Genomic DNA, 19,974 nt, shown 5'->3' with positions numbered 1-19,974 from the left:
GTCCCCTTCGTCTAGTGGCCTAGGACACCGCCCTTTCACGGCGGTAACAGGGGTTCGAGTCCCCTAGGGGACGCCATTTGCGGGAATAGCTCAGTTGGTAGAGCACGACCTTGCCAAGGTCGGGGTCGCGAGTTCGAGTCTCGTTTCCCGCTCCATATTCAACAAAAACGCCGATCAGTGATGATCGGCGTTTTTGTTTGTGCTTGATTTATAAAGACCTCGTCGTCAGAGCTTGGGCATTTGCCCGATTCGCCCCATCATCTCGGTCACGTTCTGCAAATCCAGGAGGAACTGGTCGACTGTCTTGAATTCACCGTTGGTGTGGCCGGTATATTTGGTATCGAGTCTGGCAAGGCCGAATTGCACGCCGTTGGGCAGGTCATGCACCGATGTAGCGGCTGCGGACGCGCCGAACTTGGGCTCCATGCCAAGGTTCTCGGTGGCCACGGCCAGCAATGCTTTGACCCATTCACCCTCGGAGTTGCGGTGCATCGGCTCGGCAATCGAGCAATCGATGGTCATCGCCACCCCGGTCTGTTGGCTCCAGGCTCGCAGCTTTTCATCGATATCGGTTTTGAGTACTTCTGTGGCCCTGCCCTTCGGCACTCGCAGATTGACCGTCACGGTGAAAGCTTTTTCGTCCATACCGATATAGGTCAAGGAGGTGGTCAGTGGCCCCATGAATGTATCGGTAAAGCCAATCCCCAGTTTGTTGCCCAGGTAATCCAGGCCCCAGTTGTCGGTGGCGTAGCGCGCTGCGTCAGTGATGTGGTTGCGCTTGAGGGCGATCTTTCCCGCCAACTCGTGGGTCAGGCCCAATATCCTGGCGACGGGGTTTACACCTGACTCGGGTTCCGAGGAATGGGCCGCAACCCCCGTAACCGTTAGCTTGACGTCCTTGCCGACGACCTCGGCGGTCACCTCGAAGTCGCCGCCATTGCCCTTGGCATAGTCGGCGCCAGTCTTTTGCAGGACGGCCGCCAATTGTGCCGGGTTGTCATCTGCAAAAGTCGCGACGGCCGTCCGCGGGATCTGGTTCGCGGCAAGTCCTCCCGTCACGGAGGTGATTTCGGCGCCCTTGCCCTGTGCGTCGCGCCGGGGGAAATGGGTAACTAGCGTGCCGTAGCCCTTCTCGGCGATCACCACGGGATAGCCGCCATCGAGTGCGATGTTGTAGTCGGGGGTTGGGTTGCGTGAAAAGTAGTAGGCGATCGCATCGCCGGCGATCTCCTCGGTGGTATCCACCAGTAGTTTGAAACTGCGTACCTGCGGCAGTTGTTCTTCCTTGATAACTTTCATTGCATATAGCGCCACGACGATCCCGTTTTTGTCATCCTCCGTGCCTCGGCCATACAGGCGGTTACCTACCTGAGTAACCTGGAATGGATCGAGGCGTGTGCCGTCTTCAAGCACCCAGTCCTCTGGATCGGCTGGTACCACGTCGGCATGCGCATGGATTCCCACGACCTCGTTGCCGCTATCGCCCAGGGATATTTCATATACGCGGTTGTCGACGTTGCGAAATGTCAGGTTGAACGATCGGGCGATGCGTTCGAGGGTGTAGGCGAACCGAAGGAACTCGGGATTTTCATGCTGAGCGACGCCTTCCACGCGGAAGGTTGGGATGGCCACCAGTTCACCCAGGGTATCGATGGCTGCATCACGGTATTTGAGTCGTGCATACAAGCCAAGCAGTCGATGAAGCTGGTTTTGCTGCTCGTTGGTAAGGTCCTTGGCATCGAGGAAGGCATTGATTGCCGGTGCGAGTGTTTGGCTGACGGCGAGGCTGCTGGTGCCCAGGCGTCTCAGGAACTCACGAAAATCGGTGAACGATGCCTCACTGAAAGTCGAGAGAATGACTGAACTCTGCTGCTGGGTAATGTTGGCGTATGTGGGCAGGGAGAATGTTGAAAGGCTGCCGGCCAGCGCGGTGGCGGCGAGCAGTGCTTTGAGTGGGTTGTTCATTATTATGGCACTCCTATCTGCGTAGGTAGTTGGAGAGGCCTGTCGAAACTAGCACCCAATGCCATGGAAAGTGGTGTCGAACAGCAGCCTGAAAGACTCATAGGGGCTGAGGTCGAGCAAAACAGGAGGTTTCCTACGCATGTTCTGCCCAGACAAGAACGCCGCTCTGAGGGGGGAGCGGCGTTTTCATATGGGTGAGAGCAGAGGTTTCAGAGTTTCGGCAACTGTCCGATACGCCCCATCATTTCGGTGACGATCTGCAGATCCAGCAAGAACTGGTCGACCGTCTTGAACTCATTGTCGGTGTGCCCGGTGTACTTCACTTCCGGCCGCGCCAGGCCGAATTGCACGCCATTGGGCAGTTCATGCACGGACGTCGCGCCGGCCGAGGTGCCGAATTTGTGCTCCATGCCCAGGTTTTCGCTGGCCACGGCCAACAAGGCCTTCACCCACTCACCTTCCGGATTGCGGTACATCGGTTCGGCGACCGAGTAAGTGAAGTCCACATTGACCTTGGTTTGCTTGTCCCAGGTGCTCAACTTGTCGGAAATCTCGGCTTTCAGTTTCTCCGGCGATTTGCCCTTTGGTACACGCAGGTTCACCGCCAGCTTGAAGGCTTTGTCATCCAGGCCGACAAAGGTCAGCGAGGTGGTCAGCGGCCCCATGAAATCATCGGAGAAACCTACGCCCAATTTGCCGCCCAGATAATCCAGGCCCCAGTTGTCCGAGGCATAACGGGCCGCGTCGGTGATGTGGTTGTGCTTGAGGGCGATCTTGCCGTCGACGCTGTGGATCAGCTCCAGCATGCGTGACACCGGGTTGATACCGGATTCCGGCTCGGAGGAGTGCGCGGAAACCCCGGTCACTGTCAGCTTGACCTCTTTACCGACCACCTTGGCTGTCACTTCGAAGTCACCGCCGTTGCGTTTGGCGTACTCCGCACCGGCTTTTTGCAGGCTGGCGGCCAGTTCGGCAGGGGTGTCGCTGATCAACGTGGCAACCGAGGCCGAGGGAATCTGGTTGGTGGCCATGCCGCCGGTCATCGCGATGATTTCCGCGCCTTGGCCTTCCCCATTGCGGCGCGGGAAGGTGGCCATGACAGTGCCGTAACCTTTTTCGGCAATTACCACCGGGTAGCCGCCATCCAGCGCCAGGTTGTACTGCGGCGTCGGATTGCGTTCGAAGTAATAGGGGATCGCGTCGCCGGAAGTTTCTTCGGTGGTGTCCACCAGCAGTTTGAAGTTGCGTGCCAGCGGCAACTTTTCTTCCTTGATCACCTTCATGGCGTACATCGCCACCACGATGCCGTTTTTGTCATCCTCGGTGCCCCGGCCATACATGCGGTCGTCGATCAGCGTGACCTTGAACGGGTCGAGCCTGGTGCCGTCTTTCAAGACCCAGTTCTCCGGCGTCACCGGCACCACGTCGGCGTGAGCGTGGATGCCCACCACTTCGTCGCCGCTGCCTGCCAGGGAGATCTCGTACACGCGGTTGTCGACGTTACGGAAGTTCAGGTTGAAGGTCTTGGCCAGGGCCTGAATCTTGTCGGCAATCCGGATGAATTCCGGATTTTTGTACTGTGGCACGCCGTCCACGTTGAAGGTCGGGATTTCCACCAGTTCGCGCAAGGTAGCTAAGGCGTCCTTGCCGTATTTCACTCGGGTATAAATACCCAGCAGGCGATGGATCTCGTTCTGCTGGTCGGCGGTCAGGGTTTTGTTATCGAGGAAGGCACCGATCGCCGGGCCTACGTCGTCGGCCTTGCCCAGGTCGCCTTTGGCCAGGGTGCCGAGGAAACCACGGAAATCCGTGACCGACGTTTCGCTGAAGCTCTTCAGAATCGCTGTGCTTTGCTCTGGGGTGATGTTGGCAAAGGCAGGTGCGGTCATCACCGAAAGGCCGGCCGCGAACAGAGTGGCAGCCGCCAATTGCTTGAGTCGAAAGTGCATGGTCAGGGGCATTCCTTTGCAAAGGGAAATAGGGGATTCCTGATCAACGTGTCAGAAATATTTCGACACACTACCACTGCCAAGGTGTGCCCGGGAGGCCACTGGGAGGCTTATCTAAAAACTCGATATCACCCTCGACCCCGTGCTTTAGTCCAGGCTGTAACGCACCGACAACGCGCCCTTTTTCTCCGAAAGCGCCAGGATCGTTACCTGACCCAACTCGCCCAGCGTTTGCACATGGGTACCGCCGCAAGCGTAGGTGGGCAGATCACCGAAGCCCACTTCGCGGGTGCCGTCGTCCAGGGCCATATGGCGCGGATAGTCGGCGGCGATCCATTGGTTGATCTGCTGTTGAATGATCTCGGCGTCCATGGCTTGCGCGGTTTCGCCACGGATAAAAGTGATCTTGCCTTCACCTGGCCAGTGGTGCGCCTTGATCGGCAGCCAACCCAGGGTTTCGCCGGCGTTGCCGATCAAATGCCCGGCGGAGTGCAGGCGGGTGTGCAGGGTTCGGCGCGGTTCGTCGACTCGCGCGGTGATGGGGCCCGGTTCCACCGGTTGGTTGACATAGTGCACCACGCGATCGGTTTCCTGGGTGACTCGCAGCACCTGGCTATCGCCCAGCCAGCCGGTATCGAACGGCTGGCCACCGCCTTGGGGATGAAAAATCGTCGATTGCAAAACGACCGCAAACTGGCCCTCGCAGGGGGTGCAACTGAGTACTTCAAGCTCGGCGGTCAGGTGGTCATGGGTGAAAAACAGGCGCTCGGTCATTTTCTACATCCGCATCAGGGTTCTGCGGGGAGTATAAATAGTGCGTGGATAGGTGATAATCCACTCAATTATCAATGGACCTGTGCGTCATGAGCATCAATCTTCCTTTGCCGCTGCTGGGCGAAATGGCGATTTTCGTCAAGGTAGTGGAGACCGGCAGCTTCTCCGAAGCGGCGCGGCAGTTGAGCGTTTCGCCGTCGGCGGTGAGCCGTAGCATCTCGCGCCTGGAAAAGGCCCTGGCTACCCGCTTGTTGCAACGCACCACACGCAAATTGCGCCTGAGTGAAGCCGGTGAGGAGGTCTTCAAGCGCTGCCAGGAGATGGTCAGCGCGGCGCGCTCAGTGATGGAAATCAGCGGCCAGTTCGCCCACGAGGCCGAGGGCCTGGTGCGGGTCAGTGTGCCGAAGGCGGTCGGGCGGTTTGTGGTGCACCCGCATATGCCGGAGTTCCTGCGGCGTTATCCCAAGGTGGATGTGCAACTGATCCTTGAAGACCGGCATGTAGACCTGATCGACGACAATGTCGACCTGAGCATTCGCATCACCGACAGTCCGCCACCGGGGCTGGTCGGGCGACAGCTATTGCCCATCGAGCACTTGCTGTGCGCGACACCGCAGTACCTGGCCGAGCATGGCACGCCGAGTCATCCCCATGATTTGCTGGAGCACAGTTGTATCTACCTGGGGGAAACACCGGGTGACTCGCGCTGGAAATTCCGCCAGGGCGGCAAGGCGGTGACGGTTGGCGTGCGTGGACGTTATGCGGCGAACCACACCGGCGTTCGGCTGGATGCGGTGTTGCAGCACGTGGGAATTGGCAGCTTGCCGTATTTCACCGCGCGTCATGCGTTGGAGGAGGGGCGTTTGGTACAGGTGCTGCCCGGGTGGGACTTTATTGCGTCCTACCATGGCGAGGCGTGGTTGTTGCATTCGCCCACGCGTTACCTGCCGCCGAAGCTGCGGGTGTTTATCGATTATCTGGTGGAGTGCATGGCGAGGGAGCCGACATTGCGCCGTCGATAGGTGCGTGGCCGAAAATGTGGGAGGAGGGCTTGCTCCCTCCCGCATTCAGTTGAGCAGTGTCTTGAACAATCAGTGTTTGCTTTGGTCCTGCGGCATGGCCAGCAGTTGCTTTTCCTGGTTCCAGTCGAAGGGTTCGTCGTTTTGTTCGGCTTCAAAGCGACGCTCTTCCAGGGCCTGGTACAGGTCCAGTTCTTCGTCGGGCATGAAGTGCAGGCAATCGCCGCCGAAGAACCACAGCAGGTCGCGCGGGACCAGGTGGGCGATCTGCGGGTAGCGCAGGATGACCTGGCTCATCAGGTCCTGGCCCAGGTACTGGCTTTCGATCGGGTCGATCGGCAGCAGGGCGCGCAGTTCGTCGAAGCGCTCCAGGAACAGGGTGTGGCTTTCCTCGGGTACCTGTTCGGCTTCGCCGACGGCAACCAGGATGCTGCGCAGGTGGTCGAGCAAGACGAGATGATCGGCAACGACGTTGGACACGAGATAAGTCCTCTAAAGCAAAAACGGGCGCGAGAGTATATGCCTCTCGCGCCCGTTTTTATATGACCGCCGGACTCAGCGGACTTTACCTTCGGCGTGTACCAGCTCTTCCTTGCTGAAATCATCCACGTCGATCACCTTGCGTCGTGCCGCTTCGGCGTCACGCAAGGCTTGCGCTTCCGCCGGTTGCAGCACGCCGGCGTGCAGCGCGGCGTCGATGGCGTGCTCGCCGGCAGTCGGTTTGACCTGGCCGCTTTTGAGCGCGGCATGCAGTTTTTTCTGCAGTGGGTGGCTGGCACCCAGCAGGTCGTAGGCGTGTTGCAGCGCGCCCACCGGATCGTCTGCCGATTGCGGGCGGTAGCAGCCGGCCAGCAATTCTTCCAGGGTCGGGTCGCCTTTGGCGCGGCCAATCACCGCGGCCACTTCGGCATCCAGCGCATCGGACGGACCGGTATGGCGACGCCCGAACGGGAACACAATCACCCGCAGCAGGCAGCCCAGCACTTTATTCGGGAAGTTGCTCAGCAGCTCATCCAGCGCACGCTCGGACTCGCCGAGGCTTTCTTCCATGGCCCAGGCGAACAGCGGTTCCAGGTGATCCGGCGAATCCAGGTCGTGGTAACGCTTGAGTGCCGCCGACGCCAGGTACATATGGCTCAGCACGTCACCCAGGCGTGCCGACAGGCGTTCGCGGCGTTTCAACTCGCCGCCCAGCAGCATCATGCTCAGGTCTGCCAGCAGCGCGAACGCGGCAGCCTGGCGGTTCAATGCGCGGAAATAACCCTGGCTCAAACGGTTGCCCGGGGCCTTCTCGAAGTGCCCCACGCCGAGGTTCAGCACCAGGGTGCTGGCGGCATTGCTCACGGCAAAACCAATGTGTTGCATCAGCAGCCCGTCGAACTCCTTCAGCGCCTGATCGTGGTCCTCACGACCGGCCAACGCCATTTCCTTGAGCACGAACGGGTGGCAGCGGATGGCACCCTGGCCGAAGATCATCAGGTTGCGCGAGAGGATATTCGCGCCTTCCACGGTGATGAAGATCGGCGCGCCCTGCCAGCTGCGGCCCAGGTAGTTGTTCGGGCCCATGATGATGCCCTTGCCGCCGTGTACGTCCATGGCGTGGCTGATGCACTCACGGCCGCGTTCGGTCAGGTGGTACTTGAGGATCGCCGACAGCACCGAGGGTTTTTCCCCAAGGTCCACGGCATTGGCGGTGAGCATGCGTGCGCTGTCCATCAGCCAGGCGTTGCCGCCGATGCGCGCCAGGGCTTCCTGGATACCTTCGAAGGCTGACAGCGGTACGTTGAACTGCTCGCGCACCTGAGCGTACTGGCCGGTGACCAGGCTGGTGAACTTGGCAGCGCCGGTGCCCACGGCGGGCAGGGAGATCGACCGGCCGACCGACAGGCAGTTCATCAGCATCATCCAGCCTTTGCCGAGCATTTCCTGGCCGCCGATGAGGTATTCCAGGGGGATGAACACATCCTTGCCGGAGTTGGGGCCGTTCATGAACGCGGCGCCGAGGGGCAGGTGGCGACGGCCGATTTCCACGCCGGGGGTGTCGGTAGGGATCAGCGCCAGGCTGATACCCAGGTCTTCTTCTTCCCCCAGCAGGTGGTCCGGGTCATGAGCCTTGAAGGCCAGGCCCAGCAGGGTCGCGACCGGACCAAGGGTGATGTAGCGTTTTTCCCAGTTCAGGCGCAGGCCGAGGGTTTCCTTGCCTTCCCATTCGCCTTTGCAGATCACGCCCGTGTCAGGCATGGCGCCGGCATCGGAACCGGCCAGCGGGCCGGTGAGGGCGAAGCAGGGGATGTCATCGCCACGCGCCAGGCGCGGCAGGTAGTGGTTGCGTTGTTCGTCGGTGCCGTAATGCAACAGCAATTCGGCCGGGCCGAGGGAGTTGGGCACCATCACGGTGGAGGCCAGGTCGCCGCTGCGGGTGGCGAGTTTCATCGCGACCTGGGAGTGGGCATAAGCGGAGAAGCCCTTGCCGCCATATTCCTTGGGAATGATCAGGGCGAAGAAACCGTGGGTCTTGATGTGCTCCCATGCGGCCGGCGGCAGGTCCATGGCCTGGCCGATTTCCCAGTCGCTGACCATGGCGCAGAGTTCTTCGGTGGGGCCGTCGATAAAGGCCTGTTCTTCCTCGGTCAGTTGGACCTTGGGGTAGGCCAGCAGCTTGTCCCAGTCGGGACGACCGCTGAACAGTTCGCCGTCCCACCACACGGTGCCGGCGTCGATGGCGTCGCGCTCGGTCTCGGACATCGGCGGCAAGACTTTCTGGAACCAGCTGAACAGCGGCTTGGTGAAGTATTGGCGGCGCAGGTCCGGCAGCAGCAAGGGCGCGGCCACCACAGCGATCAATACCCAGAAAATCAGCAGCAGCCACCCCGGTGCATGGCTCCAGGCGCCCATCGCCAGCAGGTAAACGGCGACCACGCCCAGGGCGGGCAGGGGGGCGACGCGGCGATGTGCCAGGTAGGCAATGCCGACCACCAGAACCAGTATCCACAACAACAGCATATTCAATCCTCCGTGAAACCAGGGGCGAAACCACCAGGGAGCTTAGTCGGCATCCGAACAAGCGGGTGATCAGGGTGTTACAAGTTGTACTGGGAACACCTGGCATCAGGCGCCGACATTTGGCCGAATCGTCGTTATCTCCGTGGCGGGCCTGTCGTTAAACTCCAGGCTTCCTTCGGAGATCAAGCTCATGGATACATACCTGAGTCCCAGCTGCTTCATCGATAGTGACCACCCTGCGGTGGTGGAGTTCGCCGAAAAACACCGCGGCGCCAGTGCGAATTTACGTGACCAGGCGGTCAGTCTCTATTACGCCGTGCGTGAGGCGATTCGCTACAACCCCTACACCTTCAGCCGCGACCCCGGCAGCCTCAGCGCCAGCTTTGCCCTGGCCGCCGGCGAAAGCTATTGCGTGCCCAAGGCCACCTTGCTCGCCGCCTGCGCCCGCCACTGCGGCATCCCGGCGCGCATCGGTCTTGCGGATGTGCGCAATCATCTGTCGACACCGCGCCTGATCGCGTTGCTCAAAAGCGATGTGTTCGCCATGCATGGCTACACCGAGTTTTACCTGGACGGCCGTTGGGTCAAGGCGACGCCGGCGTTCAACCGCCAACTCTGTGAGGTGTTCGACGTACCACCGCTGGACTTCGACGGGATCAACGACAGCGTGTTCCATGCATTCAACCGCCAGGGGCAGCGCTTGATGGAGTACGTGGTGGACCATGGGCAGTTTCCCGATGTGCCCGAGGATTTCTTCTTCGCCCATCTGGAGAAATGTTACCCGCACCTGTTTGCCGAACAGATGCCGGCCTTGTTGGGCGACATGCAGAGCGATTTGAGCCGCGGGTGAACCGGCGTATGCTGCTGCGTTCATCCAGCCATGTTCATCAACAAAAAGGCGCGGTCATGCTGAAAATCTGGGGTCGTAAAAATTCATCAAACGTCAGGAAAGCACTGTGGTGCGCCGAGGAACTCGGCCTGGACTATGAGGCAATTGATGCGGGCGGGGCTTTTGGCGTGGTGGACACGCCGCAATACCGGGCATTGAACCCGAATGGCCGGGTGCCGATGATCGAGGATGGCGACTTTGTGCTGTGGGAGTCCAACACCATCGTGCGCTACCTCTGCGCCAAACACGCGTCGGGGTTATACCCGAGCGACCTGCAGGCGCGTGCCAGCGCCGAGAAATGGATGGACTGGACCACCTCGACCCTCGCCGAGCCGTTCAAGGCCGTGTTCTGGGGCGTTGTGCGCACCCCGGCGGAGAAGCAGGACTGGGGCAGCATCAACGCCGGGCGTCAGGCCTGTATCGATGCACTGAGTACCGTTGACGATGCATTGGCCGAGCAGCCTTACCTGTCGGGCGAGACCTTCGGCATGGGTGATATTCCCCTCGGCTGCTTTATCTACGCCTGGTTCGAGATGCCCATCGAGCGCCCTGCGATGCCCCATCTGGAGGCCTGGTACCAGCGCCTGCAACAGCGCCCGGCCTACCGCAAGGCGGTCATGACCGCGTTGACTTAATACTGACTATTAATACAGGTGACTGTACTTGTGCGGCGCGGGCAAGCACCATGCCTGTCATGCGCCGCCGTTGAACTACGTGCGCTGCGCCCTCATCTACTCTTTCTATTCCCTTCTTTGGTGCGTATTCCGATATGAGTTCCGCTCTGTCCATCCGGCAGCTAACCAAAACCTACGGCAACGGTTTCCAGGCCCTGAGTGGTATCGATCTGGACGTTGCCGAAGGTGACTTCTTCGCCTTGCTCGGCCCCAACGGCGCCGGCAAATCCACCACCATCGGTATCCTCTCCACTCTGGTCAACAAGACCAGCGGCACGGTGAATATCTTCGGCCACGACCTGGACAAATCCCCGGCGGCGCTCAAGCGTTCCATCGGCGTGGTGCCCCAGGAATTCAACTTCAACCAGTTTGAAAAGACTTTCGACATTGTCGTGACCCAGGCTGGTTACTACGGCATCCCGGCGAAAGTTGCCAAGGAGCGCGCCGAGCAATACCTGACCCAGTTGGGCCTGTGGGACAAGCGCGACGTGCCGTCCCGGTCGCTGTCCGGCGGCATGAAGCGTCGCCTGATGATTGCCCGTGCGCTGGTGCATGAACCGCGCCTGTTGATCCTCGATGAGCCCACCGCCGGCGTGGATATCGAACTGCGTCGCTCGATGTGGACCTTCCTCACCGAGCTGAACGAGAAGGGCATCACCATCATCCTCACCACCCATTACCTGGAAGAGGCTGAGCAGCTGTGCCGCAACATCGGCATCATCGACCACGGCACCATCGTCGAGAACACCAGCATGCGTAACCTGCTGGGCCAACTGCATGTGGAAACCTTCCTGCTCGACCTGAAGAACAACCTGTCGGCACCGCCGCAATTGCTCGGTTACCCCAGCCGCCTGGTGGACAGCCATACCCTGGAAGTCCAGGTGGATAAAGCCATGGGCATCACCGCGTTGTTCACCCAGTTGGCGGCGCAGAACATCGACGTGCTGAGCCTGCGTAATAAAACCAATCGCCTTGAGGAGTTGTTCGTGTCCTTGGTGGAGAAAAATCTGACGAAGGTGGCGGTATGAGTTCTGAGCTGCAGCCCAACCTTGTCGCACTGCAGACCATCGTCTACCGCGAAGTGAAGCGCTTTACCCGGATCTGGCCGCAGACCCTGCTGCCGCCGGCGATCACCATGGTGTTGTACTTTGTGATCTTCGGTAACCTGATCGGTCGGCAGATCGGCGACATGGGTGGTTTCACCTATATGGAGTACATCGTGCCGGGCCTGATCATGATGTCGGTGATCACCAACTCCTACGGCAACGTGGTCTCCAGTTTCTTCGGCAGCAAGTTCCAGCGCTCCATCGAAGAGCTGATGGTCTCGCCGGTATCGCCCCACACCATCCTGATTGGCTACACCTTGGGTGGCGTACTGCGCGGCTTGATGGTGGGTGTGATCGTGACGCTGCTGTCGCTGTTCTTCACCCACCTGCAGGTGCATCACCTCGGCGTCACCATTCTGGTGGTGGTGCTGACGGCGACGATCTTCTCGCTGCTGGGGTTTATCAACGCCGTGTTCGCACGCAATTTCGATGACATCTCGATCATCCCGACTTTCGTGCTGACGCCGCTGACCTACCTGGGCGGGGTGTTCTACTCCATCACCTTGCTGCCGCCGTTCTGGCAGACCGTGTCGCTGGCCAACCCGGTGCTGCACATGGTCAACGCCTTCCGCTACGGCATCCTGGGCGTGTCGGATATCAAGATCAGCGTGGCGATCACCTTCATGCTGGTGGCGACGGTGGTGTTGTATATCGGTTGCGCGAAGCTGCTGGTGAGCGGGCGCGGGATGCGTACCTGATAAAGCGCGGTCAAAAAATGTGGGAGGGGGCTTGCCCCCTCCCACATTTGGTTTTGTTTCAGGTCTTCAGGCCTGCAGAGCCAGCTCGATCAGCGCGTGCAGTTCTTCAACCGTCAGCGGCGCGCTTGAGAACAGAATACGAAACACCGTCGGTGCTGCCAGCAGATTGATCAAGTGGTCCACGCTTGGTGGCGACTGGTGCGGATAACGGTCGACAATCGCCTGAAGCTGCCCACTCAAGATGCTCACGCAGTAGCCCGGCGTCCCCCTGCATTGCAGGTCGCGCATCATGTTGCGGCCCGGCTCCGAACTCATCTCATCCAGGTATTGCTCGGCCCATGCCCGCAAGTCGCCACGCAGGCTGCCGGTGTTGGCGGGCTCGCTGTCGGGGCGCATACGCGCCAGGGCCACATCCGCGAGCAGCACCGAGAGGTCGCCCCAGCGCCGGTAGATAGTCGACGGCGTGACGCCTGCGCGTGCGGCAATCATCGGCACCGTGACACTGGAGCGCTCATGGGTTTCGAGCAATTCACGCACGGCCGAATGGACTGATTCCTGTACCCGGGCACTGCGGCCCCCCGGGCGGAGGCCTTCTTTTATCGCCATGCTTGTGACCTTAACACAAAGAATTTGCTTTAAGCGCCGGCGAGTAGCACACTCCGCAAAAGCAAAAAATTAGCTTTAGCGGAGCGTGCCCATGTCCAGCCTCACTTCTCATCGTTCCAGCCTGGTGTTCCTCGCGGTCACGTTGCTGACGTTTCTCGCCGCTTCCAGTGCGCCGACACCGTTGTATCACCTGTATCAGGAGGGGCTGCATTTTTCGGCGGGCACGCTCACGCTGATCTTTGGCGTGTACGCCTTGAGCCTGTTGGCGGCGCTGTTGACCGTGGGCTCGCTGTCGGACCACCTGGGACGCAGGCCCGTGATTTTTACGGCATTGGTCCTGAATATGTTGGCGATGCTGCTGTTTATCAATGAAGACAGCGTGGCCTGGCTGATCGCAGCGCGTACCGTACAGGGGTTTGCCACCGGCATGGCCACGGCGGTGCTGGGCGCGGCCTTGCTCGACACCGACCGCCAGCAGGGCCCGCTGGTCAACAGCGTGGCACCTCTGCTGGGCATGGCGTGCGGTGCGATGGGCAGCAGTGTGCTGGCGGAGTTCGCGCCACTGCCGACGCAGTTGATCTACTGGACGCTGCTGGCGCTGATGCTGATGCAGGCGCTGTATGTGTGGCGCCTGCCGGAAACCGTTGATCGTATTCCCGGTGCACTGGCCTCGCTGCGCCCCACGCTGCATGTGCCGCCCCAGGCGCGTCGCGCGTTGTGGCTGTCATTGCCGGTGGACGTGGCGGTGTGGGCGATGGGGGGCTTTTACCTGTCCCTGGCGCCGTCGCTGGTACGGGCGGCGACAGGCTCTACATCGAACCTTATCGGTGGCGGCCTGGTGGCGGTGCTGACGTTGAGCGGGGCGCTGATGATCTTCACCCTGCGCAATCGCCCGGCCAGCAAGGTGCTGCGCCTGGGCGCGACGCTGCTGGCGGTGGGGGTGGCGCTGATCCTTACGGCGGTGCACAGCGCCAGCCTGCCGCTGTTTTTTATCGCCACATTGATCGCCGGCAGCGGCTTTGGCGCCGGCTTTCTCGGCGCATTGCGCAGTGTGGTGCCGCTGGCTTTGCCCCATGAACGGGCAGGCTTGATGTCGGCATTCTATGTGCTGAGTTATTTGGCGTTCTGCTTGCCTTCGCTGCTGGCGGGCAACCTGATTCGCCGCTTTGGCCTGATCGTCACCACCGACGGTTACGGCGCCGTACTGATCCTGCTGGCCCTCGGGGCGTTGGTCGCCTTGCTGCTGCAGGATTCGGCAAAATCCAAGGCGGCCTGCATATCTGTAAAGTAGATAACAGTTAGAGATATTACCCGTTATATAGATATTCGATCAGGTTCTACCATGGCCTCAACCTCATGCGAGGAAGAGGATTGCCATCATGAACTGCTCGACGACCATCAGCTACAAACCCTTCAGTCACCTGACCCGGCCTCGGGAAGTGATTCGCCAATTCACCCCCAACTGGTTCGCCGCGACCATGGGCACCGGGGTGCTGGCGCTGGCCCTGGCGCAATGGCCGGTCAACCTGCCAGGTGTGCAGGCCATTGCCGAAGCACTGTGGTGGTTCACCATTGGCCTGTTCATTCTGTTCAGTGCCTTGTATACCGCGCGCTGGGTGATGTTTTTCCACGAGGCGCGGCGGATTTTCGGGCACTCCACGGTCTCCATGTTCTTCGGCACCATCCCCATGGGCCTGGCGACCATTCTCAATGGCTTGCTGCTGTTTGGCCTGCCGCGTTGGGGCGCCGATGTGATCGCGCTGGCCGAAGCCCTGTGGTGGCTGGATGTGGCGATGGCCCTGGCCTGCGGTGTGCTGATTCCCTTCATGATGTTCACCCGCCAGGAACACAGCATCGACCAGATGACTGCGGTCTGGCTGCTGCCGGTGGTGGCGGCCGAAGTCGCCGCAGCCAGCGGCGGCTTGCTCGCGCCGCACCTGGCGGACACTCATTCGCAACTGGTGATGCTGGTGACCAGCTACGTGTTGTGGGCGTTTTCCCTGCCGGTGGCGTTCAGCATCCTGACCATCCTGATGTTGCGCATGGCCCTGCACAAACTGCCTCACGCCAACATGGCGGCGTCGAGCTGGCTGGCGTTGGGCCCGATCGGTACCGGTGCCCTGGGCATGTTGTTGCTGGGCGGCGATGCTCCGGCGATCTTTGCCGCCAATGGCTTGCCCGGCGTGGGTGAAATAGCCAATGGGCTCGGCCTGGTCGCAGGCATCACCCTGTGGGGCTTCGGCTTGTGGTGGATGCTGATCGCAGTATTGATCACCCTGCGTTACCTGCGCGGCGGTATCCCGTTCAACCTCGGTTGGTGGGGCTTTACCTTCCCATTGGGAGTGTACGCCCTGGCCACGCTGAAGCTGGCGAGCCTGCTGCACCTGGGCTTCTTCAGCGCCTTCGGTAGCCTGTTGGTGGCGGCGTTGGCGCTGATGTGGCTGATCGTGGCCAAGCGCACTGTGCAGGGCGCCTATAAAGGCGAGCTTTTTGTTTCGCCGTGCATTGCAGGACTAGGGAATAAGTAAGCGGAGTTAGGTAAAGTCGTGGCCTGATAACTATTAGGCCACGCAGGAACACGGACGATGAGCCACCCCTCACAATTCACCTTGCTGCGCACACGGCGCTTCCTGCCGTTTTTCATCACCCAGTTGCTGGGCGCTTTCAACGACAACATCTTCAAGCAATCGCTGATCCTGGCGATTCTCTACAAGCTCACCATCGACGGTGACCGCAGCATTTGGGTCAACCTGTGCGCCTTGCTGTTTATCCTGCCGTTCTTCCTGTTTTCGGCGCTGGCCGGGCAGTTTGGCGAAAAATTCAACAAGGATGCGTTGATCCGTGCGATCAAGATCGGCGAGATCGTGATCATGGCCGTCGGTGCCACAGGCTTCCTGTTCAACCATTTGGAATTGATGCTGCTGGCGTTATTTGCCATGGGTACCCACTCGGCGCTGTTCGGTCCGGTGAAGTACTCGATCATGCCCCAGGCCCTGCACGAAGATGAGCTGGTAGGTGGCAACGGCCTGGTGGAGATGGGGACGTTCCTGGCCATCCTGGCCGGCACCATTGGCGCCGGGATCATGATGTCGTCCACCCATTACGCGCCGATCGTGGCGGTGGCGATTGTCGGCGTGGCGGTGCTGGGTTACCTGGCCAGCCGCAGCATTCCACGGGCGGCGGCATCCACGCCGCAACTGCGCCTGGACTGGAATATCTTCACCCAGTCCTGGGCCACGCTGCGCATGGGCCTGGGGCAGACGCCGGCGGTGTCGCGCTCGATTGTCGGTAACTCATGGTTCTGGTTTGTCGGCGCGATCTACCTGACGCAGATCCCGGCCTACGCCAAGGAATGGTTGTACGGCGATGAAACCGTGGTCACCCTGATCCTCACGGTGTTCTCGGTGGGCATCGCCCTGGGCTCGATGCTCTGCGAAAAACTCTCCGGGCGTAAGGTGGAAATCGGCCTGGTGCCGTTTGGCTCGTTCGGCCTGACGGTGTTCGGCCTGCTGCTGTGGTGGCATTCCGGCGGTTTCCCGCAGAACGTCCAGGCCAACGATTGGCTCGCGGTGCTCAGCTACGGCCAGGCCTGGTGGGTGTTGTTCGATATCCTTGGCCTGGGGGTGTTCGGCGGCTTCTATATCGTGCCGCTGTACGCGCTGATCCAGTCGCGTACCGCCGAGAACGAGCGGGCGCGGGTGATCGCCGCCAACAACATTCTCAATGCGCTGTTCATGGTGGTATCGGCGATCGTGTCGATCCTGCTGCTGAGCGTGGCCAAGCTGTCGATCCCGGAGTTGTTCCTGGTGGTGTCGCTGCTCAACATCGCGGTCAACGCCTACATCTTCAGGATCGTCCCCGAGTTCACCATGCGCTTCATGATCTGGCTGCTCAGCCACTCCATGTACCGTGTGGAACATCGCAACCTTGACGCTATCCCGGATGAAGGCGCTGCATTGCTGGTGTGCAATCACGTGTCGTTTGTCGATGCGTTGTTGATCGGTGGCGCGGTGCGTCGGCCGATTCGCTTTGTCATGTACTACAAGATCTACCGTTTGCCGGTGCTGAACTTTATCTTCCGCACCGCCGGGGCGATTCCGATTGCCGGGCGTAACGAAGACATCCAGATCTACGAAAAGGCCTTCACGCGCATTGCCCAGTACCTGAAGGACGGGGAGTTGGTGTGTATCTTCCCGGAAGGCAAATTGACAGCGGATGGCGAGATGAATGAGTTTCGTGGTGGGGTGACGCGCATCTTGGAAGAGACACCGGTGCCGGTGATTCCGATGGCGTTGCAGGGGCTGTGGGGGAGTTTCTTCAGCCGCGATCCGAATAAGGGCTTCTTTCATCGGATCTGGTCGCGGGTGGTGTTGGTGGCGGGTGAGCCTGTTGCCGTGGAGGCGGCTACGCCTGCGCAGTTGCAGGCGGTGGTGGGTGTTTTGCGGGGGAGTGTCAGGTAGTTCTGTGCTGGATGTTCCGGACTCATCGGGGGCAAGTCGAATCGTCGCACCGCCCCTCCCACACTAGACCTCGGTCAAATGTGGGAGGGGGCTTGCCCACGATGGCGGTAGCGGCCTAAGCGCTGATCTTAAGCCCAACAAGCCCGCAAATGATCAACGCCACACTGGCTAAGCGAAACAACGCCATGGACTCCCCGAACAGGACAATCCCGGCAATCACGGTGCCCACCGCGCCCACGCCGGTCCAGATGGCGTAGGCGGTGCCCAGAGGCAGTTCCTTCATGGCCAGCCCCAGCAGGCCGAGGCTGATGGCCATGGCGGCAATCGTCAGGGCCGTGGGCAGTGGCTTGCTGAAACCGTCGGTGTACTTCAGGCCGACGGCCCAGCCGACTTCGAACAGACCGGCAAAAAACAGAATGATCCAGGACATGATGACCTCGCTTCCATAGGCGGGGTCGTCCCCGGATTGTGCGCCTCGACAGCGTCGCGAGGTCGTCCCCGCGAAGCCCGGTAGAGTGCCGAATATTGATCATGCGATCAAGTTTGCGGCGTGTTCTCCAGTACGCGGCGATCTTCCTTCTCGCTCATGCGGCGGAAATACGTCGACAGCAACGCCCCGGAAATATTGTGCCAGACACTGAACAACGCACTGGGCACTGCCGCCAACGGCGAAAAGTGCGCGCTGGCCAAGGCGGCGCCCAGGCCGGAATTCTGCATGCCCACTTCCAGTGCCAACGACTTGCGTTGGGCCAGTGGCAACTTGAACAAGCGGCCGGTGAAGTAGCCCAGCAGGTAGCCGAAGCTGTTGTGCAGCATCACCACAGCCATGATCAGCAGGCCCGATTCGGCAATTTTCGCCTGGCTGGCCGCCACTACCGCGGCGACGATGATCACAATGCTGACCACCGACACCAGGGGCAGCACGTCCACCGCATGGCGGACCCGCTCGCCGAGCAGGCGTTGCGCGACCACGCCGAGCACGATCGGCAGCAGCACCACTTGCAGGATCGACCAGAACAACTCCATGAACGACACCGGCAACCAGGCCGAGGCCAACAGCCAGATCAGCGCCGGGGTGAGCAGCGGGGCGAGGAGGGTGGTGACGGCAGCGATGGCCACCGACAGCGCCAGGTCGCCACGGGCCAGCCAGGTCATCACGTTGGAGGAAGTGCCGCTTGGGCAGCAACCGACCAGGATCACGCCGACGGCAATTTCCGGCGGCAGGTGAAAGGCCTGGCACAGCAGCCAGGCCACCCCCGGCATGATCACGAAATGCGCGACTACACCCAGGGCCACGCGCCACGGGTGGCGAGCGACTTCGGCGAAGTCTTCAAGTTTGAGGGTCAGCCCCATGCCGAACATCACCAGGCCCAGCAGCGGGACGATGGCGCTTTTCAGGCCGATGAACCAGCTGGGTTCGAGGAAAGCCACGACGGCGAAGATCAACACCCAGTAGGCGAAGGTATTGCCGACGAAGCGGCTCAAGGCGGCGAGTGCGCGCATGGGGTGTCCTTGTTGTTAGATGCTTGAAGTGCAACTGCGATCAACTGTGGGAGGGGCCCCTCCCACAATTTGATCTTCACACGGCTTAGATGCCTTGCGGGGTTTCTTCGCCGCCAAGGGCTTCGATCAACGCCGGCAGGAAGTCACCGAAGGTCAGCATCATCAGCGTGAAGCTGGCGTCCAGTTGACCCAGGGCCTCTTCACCACCGTCCTGTTCCGCCTGGTCTTGCAGCAGGTCTTCGAACTTCAGGCGCTTGACGGTCATCTTGTCGTCGAGCATGAAGGACAGCTTGTCCTGCCAGGCCAGGGACAGCTGGGTCACGACCTTGCCGGTGGTCAGGTGCAACTGGATTTCTTCGCCGGTCAGGTCCTGGCGCTTGCAACGCACAATGCCGCCGTCTTCGTGGGTGTCGCGCAGTTCGCACTCATCGAGGACGAAGAAGTCAGCGGCCGGTTTCTGGGTGGTGACCCAGTCGGTCATGATGGCGGTGGGCGCGGTCTTCACGGTGAGTGGGCGAACCGGCAGGGTGCCGATCACTTCCCGCAGGGTGGAGAGCAGGTCTTCGGCGCGTTTCGGGCTGGCGGAGTTCACCAGGATCAGGCCCTGTTTCGGCGCGATGGCGGCAAAGGTCGACGAGCGACGAATAAAGGCGCGGGGCAGGAAGGCCTGGATGATTTCATCCTTGATCTGGTCGCGTTCCTTTTTATAAACCTTGCGCATTTGCTCGGCTTCGATCTCTTCGACTTTCTCTTTCAGTGCGTCACGCACCACGCTACCCGGCAGGATGCGTTCTTCCTTGCGGGCGGCGATCAGCAGGAAGTCACCGCTGACGTGAACCAGGGGAGCGTCCTCGCCCTTACCGAAAGGCGCGACGAAACCGTAGGTGGTCAACTCCTGGCTCGCACAAGGGCGCGCCAGTTTGGTGGCCATGGCCGCTTCCAACGCCTCGGCATCAACAGGCAGATCTTGGGTCAGGCGATAGATAAGCAGGTTCTTGAACCACATGGGGTGAGTCTCTCCTTTATACAAAGGGGGGCATTATTCTCTTGATAGCGCCCCAGGCCAACCCTGCCTAAGCCATTGGAAGGCCTCAAAAAAAAGATTTAAGAAAGTGCTTGCCAGACATAAGGTCGCTCCGTAGAATGCGCGCCACACCGAGACGAAGGGTGATTAGCTCAGCTGGGAGAGCATCTGCCTTACAAGCAGAGGGTCGGCGGTTCGATCCCGTCATCACCCACCATTCGCTTCATGTGTTACGCGCAGCGGTAGTTCAGTCGGTTAGAATACCGGCCTGTCACGCCGGGGGTCGCGGGTTCGAGTCCCGTCC

Annotated in this window: 17 protein-coding genes and 3 tRNA genes; 11 read left to right on the top strand and 9 right to left on the bottom strand. The window is 60.6% G+C overall.

Annotated elements, in window-relative coordinates:
- A tRNA-Glu gene (locus tag AC07OP_RS31490) sits at nt 1-76 on the top strand.
- 3 nt (nt 77-79) lie between these two features.
- Nucleotides 80-155 (top strand) — tRNA-Gly (locus AC07OP_RS31485).
- Nucleotides 156-225: 70 nt separating this feature from the next.
- Here AC07OP_RS31485 and AC07OP_RS31480 read toward each other — a convergent pair.
- The 3 genes from AC07OP_RS31480 to AC07OP_RS31470 form a co-directional block, all read right to left on the bottom strand.
- Complete coding sequence (locus AC07OP_RS31480; protein ID WP_495103263.1) at nt 226-1,965, bottom strand: dipeptidase; 1,740 nt, start codon at nt 1,963-1,965, stop codon at nt 226-228.
- A 209-nt stretch (nt 1,966-2,174) separates the two neighbouring features.
- Nucleotides 2,175-3,914 (bottom strand): dipeptidase, encoded by a 1,740-nt coding sequence (locus tag AC07OP_RS31475; protein ID WP_495103264.1) that lies wholly within the window; start codon nt 3,912-3,914, stop codon nt 2,175-2,177.
- Nucleotides 3,915-4,061: 147 nt separating this feature from the next.
- Nucleotides 4,062-4,688, bottom strand: coding sequence for an alanyl-tRNA editing protein (locus AC07OP_RS31470; RefSeq protein WP_098480063.1), 627 nt, complete (start codon nt 4,686-4,688; stop codon nt 4,062-4,064).
- A gap of 89 nt (nt 4,689-4,777) precedes the next feature.
- On the opposite strand from AC07OP_RS31470, the gene AC07OP_RS31465 reads away from it, so the two are divergent.
- Nucleotides 4,778-5,710, top strand: a complete 933-nt coding sequence (locus tag AC07OP_RS31465; protein ID WP_092358551.1) for a LysR family transcriptional regulator — start codon at nt 4,778-4,780, stop codon at nt 5,708-5,710.
- 69 nt (nt 5,711-5,779) lie between these two features.
- On the opposite strand, the gene AC07OP_RS31460 is transcribed toward AC07OP_RS31465, so the two are convergent.
- Complete coding sequence (locus AC07OP_RS31460) at nt 5,780-6,187, bottom strand: PA2817 family protein (protein ID WP_010567536.1); 408 nt, start codon at nt 6,185-6,187, stop codon at nt 5,780-5,782.
- 75 nt (nt 6,188-6,262) lie between these two features.
- A complete protein-coding gene (locus tag AC07OP_RS31455) occupies nt 6,263-8,710 on the bottom strand; it encodes an acyl-CoA dehydrogenase (protein WP_495103265.1) in 2,448 nt (815 codons plus the stop codon).
- A 190-nt stretch (nt 8,711-8,900) separates the two neighbouring features.
- Here AC07OP_RS31455 and AC07OP_RS31450 point away from each other — a divergent pair, with 190 nt between their 5' ends.
- The 4 genes from AC07OP_RS31450 to AC07OP_RS31435 all read left to right on the top strand — a co-directional run bounded on the left by AC07OP_RS31450 (nt 8,901) and on the right by AC07OP_RS31435 (nt 12,077).
- Nucleotides 8,901-9,560 carry a transglutaminase-like domain-containing protein gene (locus tag AC07OP_RS31450; protein WP_495103266.1) on the top strand — a complete coding sequence of 220 codons (660 nt, stop codon included), beginning with the start codon at nt 8,901-8,903 and terminating at the stop codon, nt 9,558-9,560.
- A 56-nt stretch (nt 9,561-9,616) separates the two neighbouring features.
- Entirely contained in the window at nt 9,617-10,234 is a 618-nt protein-coding gene (locus AC07OP_RS31445; protein WP_027607097.1) for a glutathione S-transferase family protein, read from the top strand.
- A 134-nt stretch (nt 10,235-10,368) separates the two neighbouring features.
- Nucleotides 10,369-11,301, top strand: a complete 933-nt coding sequence (locus AC07OP_RS31440) for an ABC transporter ATP-binding protein (RefSeq protein WP_027607098.1) — start codon at nt 10,369-10,371, stop codon at nt 11,299-11,301.
- A complete protein-coding gene (locus AC07OP_RS31435) occupies nt 11,298-12,077 on the top strand; it encodes an ABC transporter permease (protein WP_012723134.1) in 780 nt (259 codons plus the stop codon). Before AC07OP_RS31440 ends, AC07OP_RS31435 begins: the two co-directional genes overlap by 4 nt.
- 66 nt (nt 12,078-12,143) lie before the next feature.
- Here the strand turns inward: AC07OP_RS31435 and AC07OP_RS31430 are convergent, their stop codons facing one another.
- Nucleotides 12,144-12,683, bottom strand: coding sequence for a TetR/AcrR family transcriptional regulator (locus tag AC07OP_RS31430; RefSeq protein ID WP_027607099.1), 540 nt, complete (start codon nt 12,681-12,683; stop codon nt 12,144-12,146).
- Between the two features lie 91 nt (nt 12,684-12,774).
- Here AC07OP_RS31430 and AC07OP_RS31425 point away from each other — a divergent pair, with 91 nt between their 5' ends.
- The 3 genes from AC07OP_RS31425 (at nt 12,775) to AC07OP_RS31415 (ending at nt 17,143) form a co-directional block, all read left to right on the top strand.
- Nucleotides 12,775-13,974, top strand: coding sequence for an MFS transporter (locus tag AC07OP_RS31425; RefSeq protein ID WP_098480066.1), 1,200 nt, complete (start codon nt 12,775-12,777; stop codon nt 13,972-13,974).
- Between the two features lie 88 nt (nt 13,975-14,062).
- A complete protein-coding gene (locus AC07OP_RS31420) occupies nt 14,063-15,211 on the top strand; it encodes a TDT family transporter (protein WP_495103267.1) in 1,149 nt (382 codons plus the stop codon).
- Between the two features lie 57 nt (nt 15,212-15,268).
- Complete coding sequence (locus tag AC07OP_RS31415; protein WP_495103268.1) at nt 15,269-17,143, top strand: MFS transporter; 1,875 nt, start codon at nt 15,269-15,271, stop codon at nt 17,141-17,143.
- Nucleotides 17,144-17,258: 115 nt separating this feature from the next.
- On the opposite strand, the gene sugE is transcribed toward AC07OP_RS31415, so the two are convergent.
- The 3 genes from sugE to rdgC form a co-directional block, all read right to left on the bottom strand.
- A complete protein-coding gene (gene sugE, locus AC07OP_RS31410; RefSeq protein ID WP_027607103.1) occupies nt 17,259-17,573 on the bottom strand; it encodes a quaternary ammonium compound efflux SMR transporter SugE in 315 nt (104 codons plus the stop codon).
- A 107-nt stretch (nt 17,574-17,680) separates the two neighbouring features.
- The gene (locus AC07OP_RS31405; protein WP_115488137.1) at nt 17,681-18,646 is read right to left on the bottom strand and encodes a bile acid:sodium symporter family protein; all 966 of its coding nucleotides are present in this window, start codon (nt 18,644-18,646) and stop codon (nt 17,681-17,683) included.
- Nucleotides 18,647-18,731: 85 nt separating this feature from the next.
- Complete coding sequence (gene rdgC / locus AC07OP_RS31400) at nt 18,732-19,652, bottom strand: recombination-associated protein RdgC (protein ID WP_065939896.1); 921 nt, start codon at nt 19,650-19,652, stop codon at nt 18,732-18,734.
- Nucleotides 19,653-19,811: 159 nt separating this feature from the next.
- Between rdgC and AC07OP_RS31395 the strand changes: the two genes are divergently transcribed.
- A tRNA-Val gene (locus tag AC07OP_RS31395) sits at nt 19,812-19,887 on the top strand.
- Nucleotides 19,888-19,974 lie beyond the last annotated feature (87 nt).

The sequence above is a fragment of the Pseudomonas sp. GW821-FHT09D08 genome, assembly GCF_059416305.1.
Note: the sequence above shows the minus strand (reverse complement) of the source record. Positions and strands in the feature narration are given on the sequence as shown.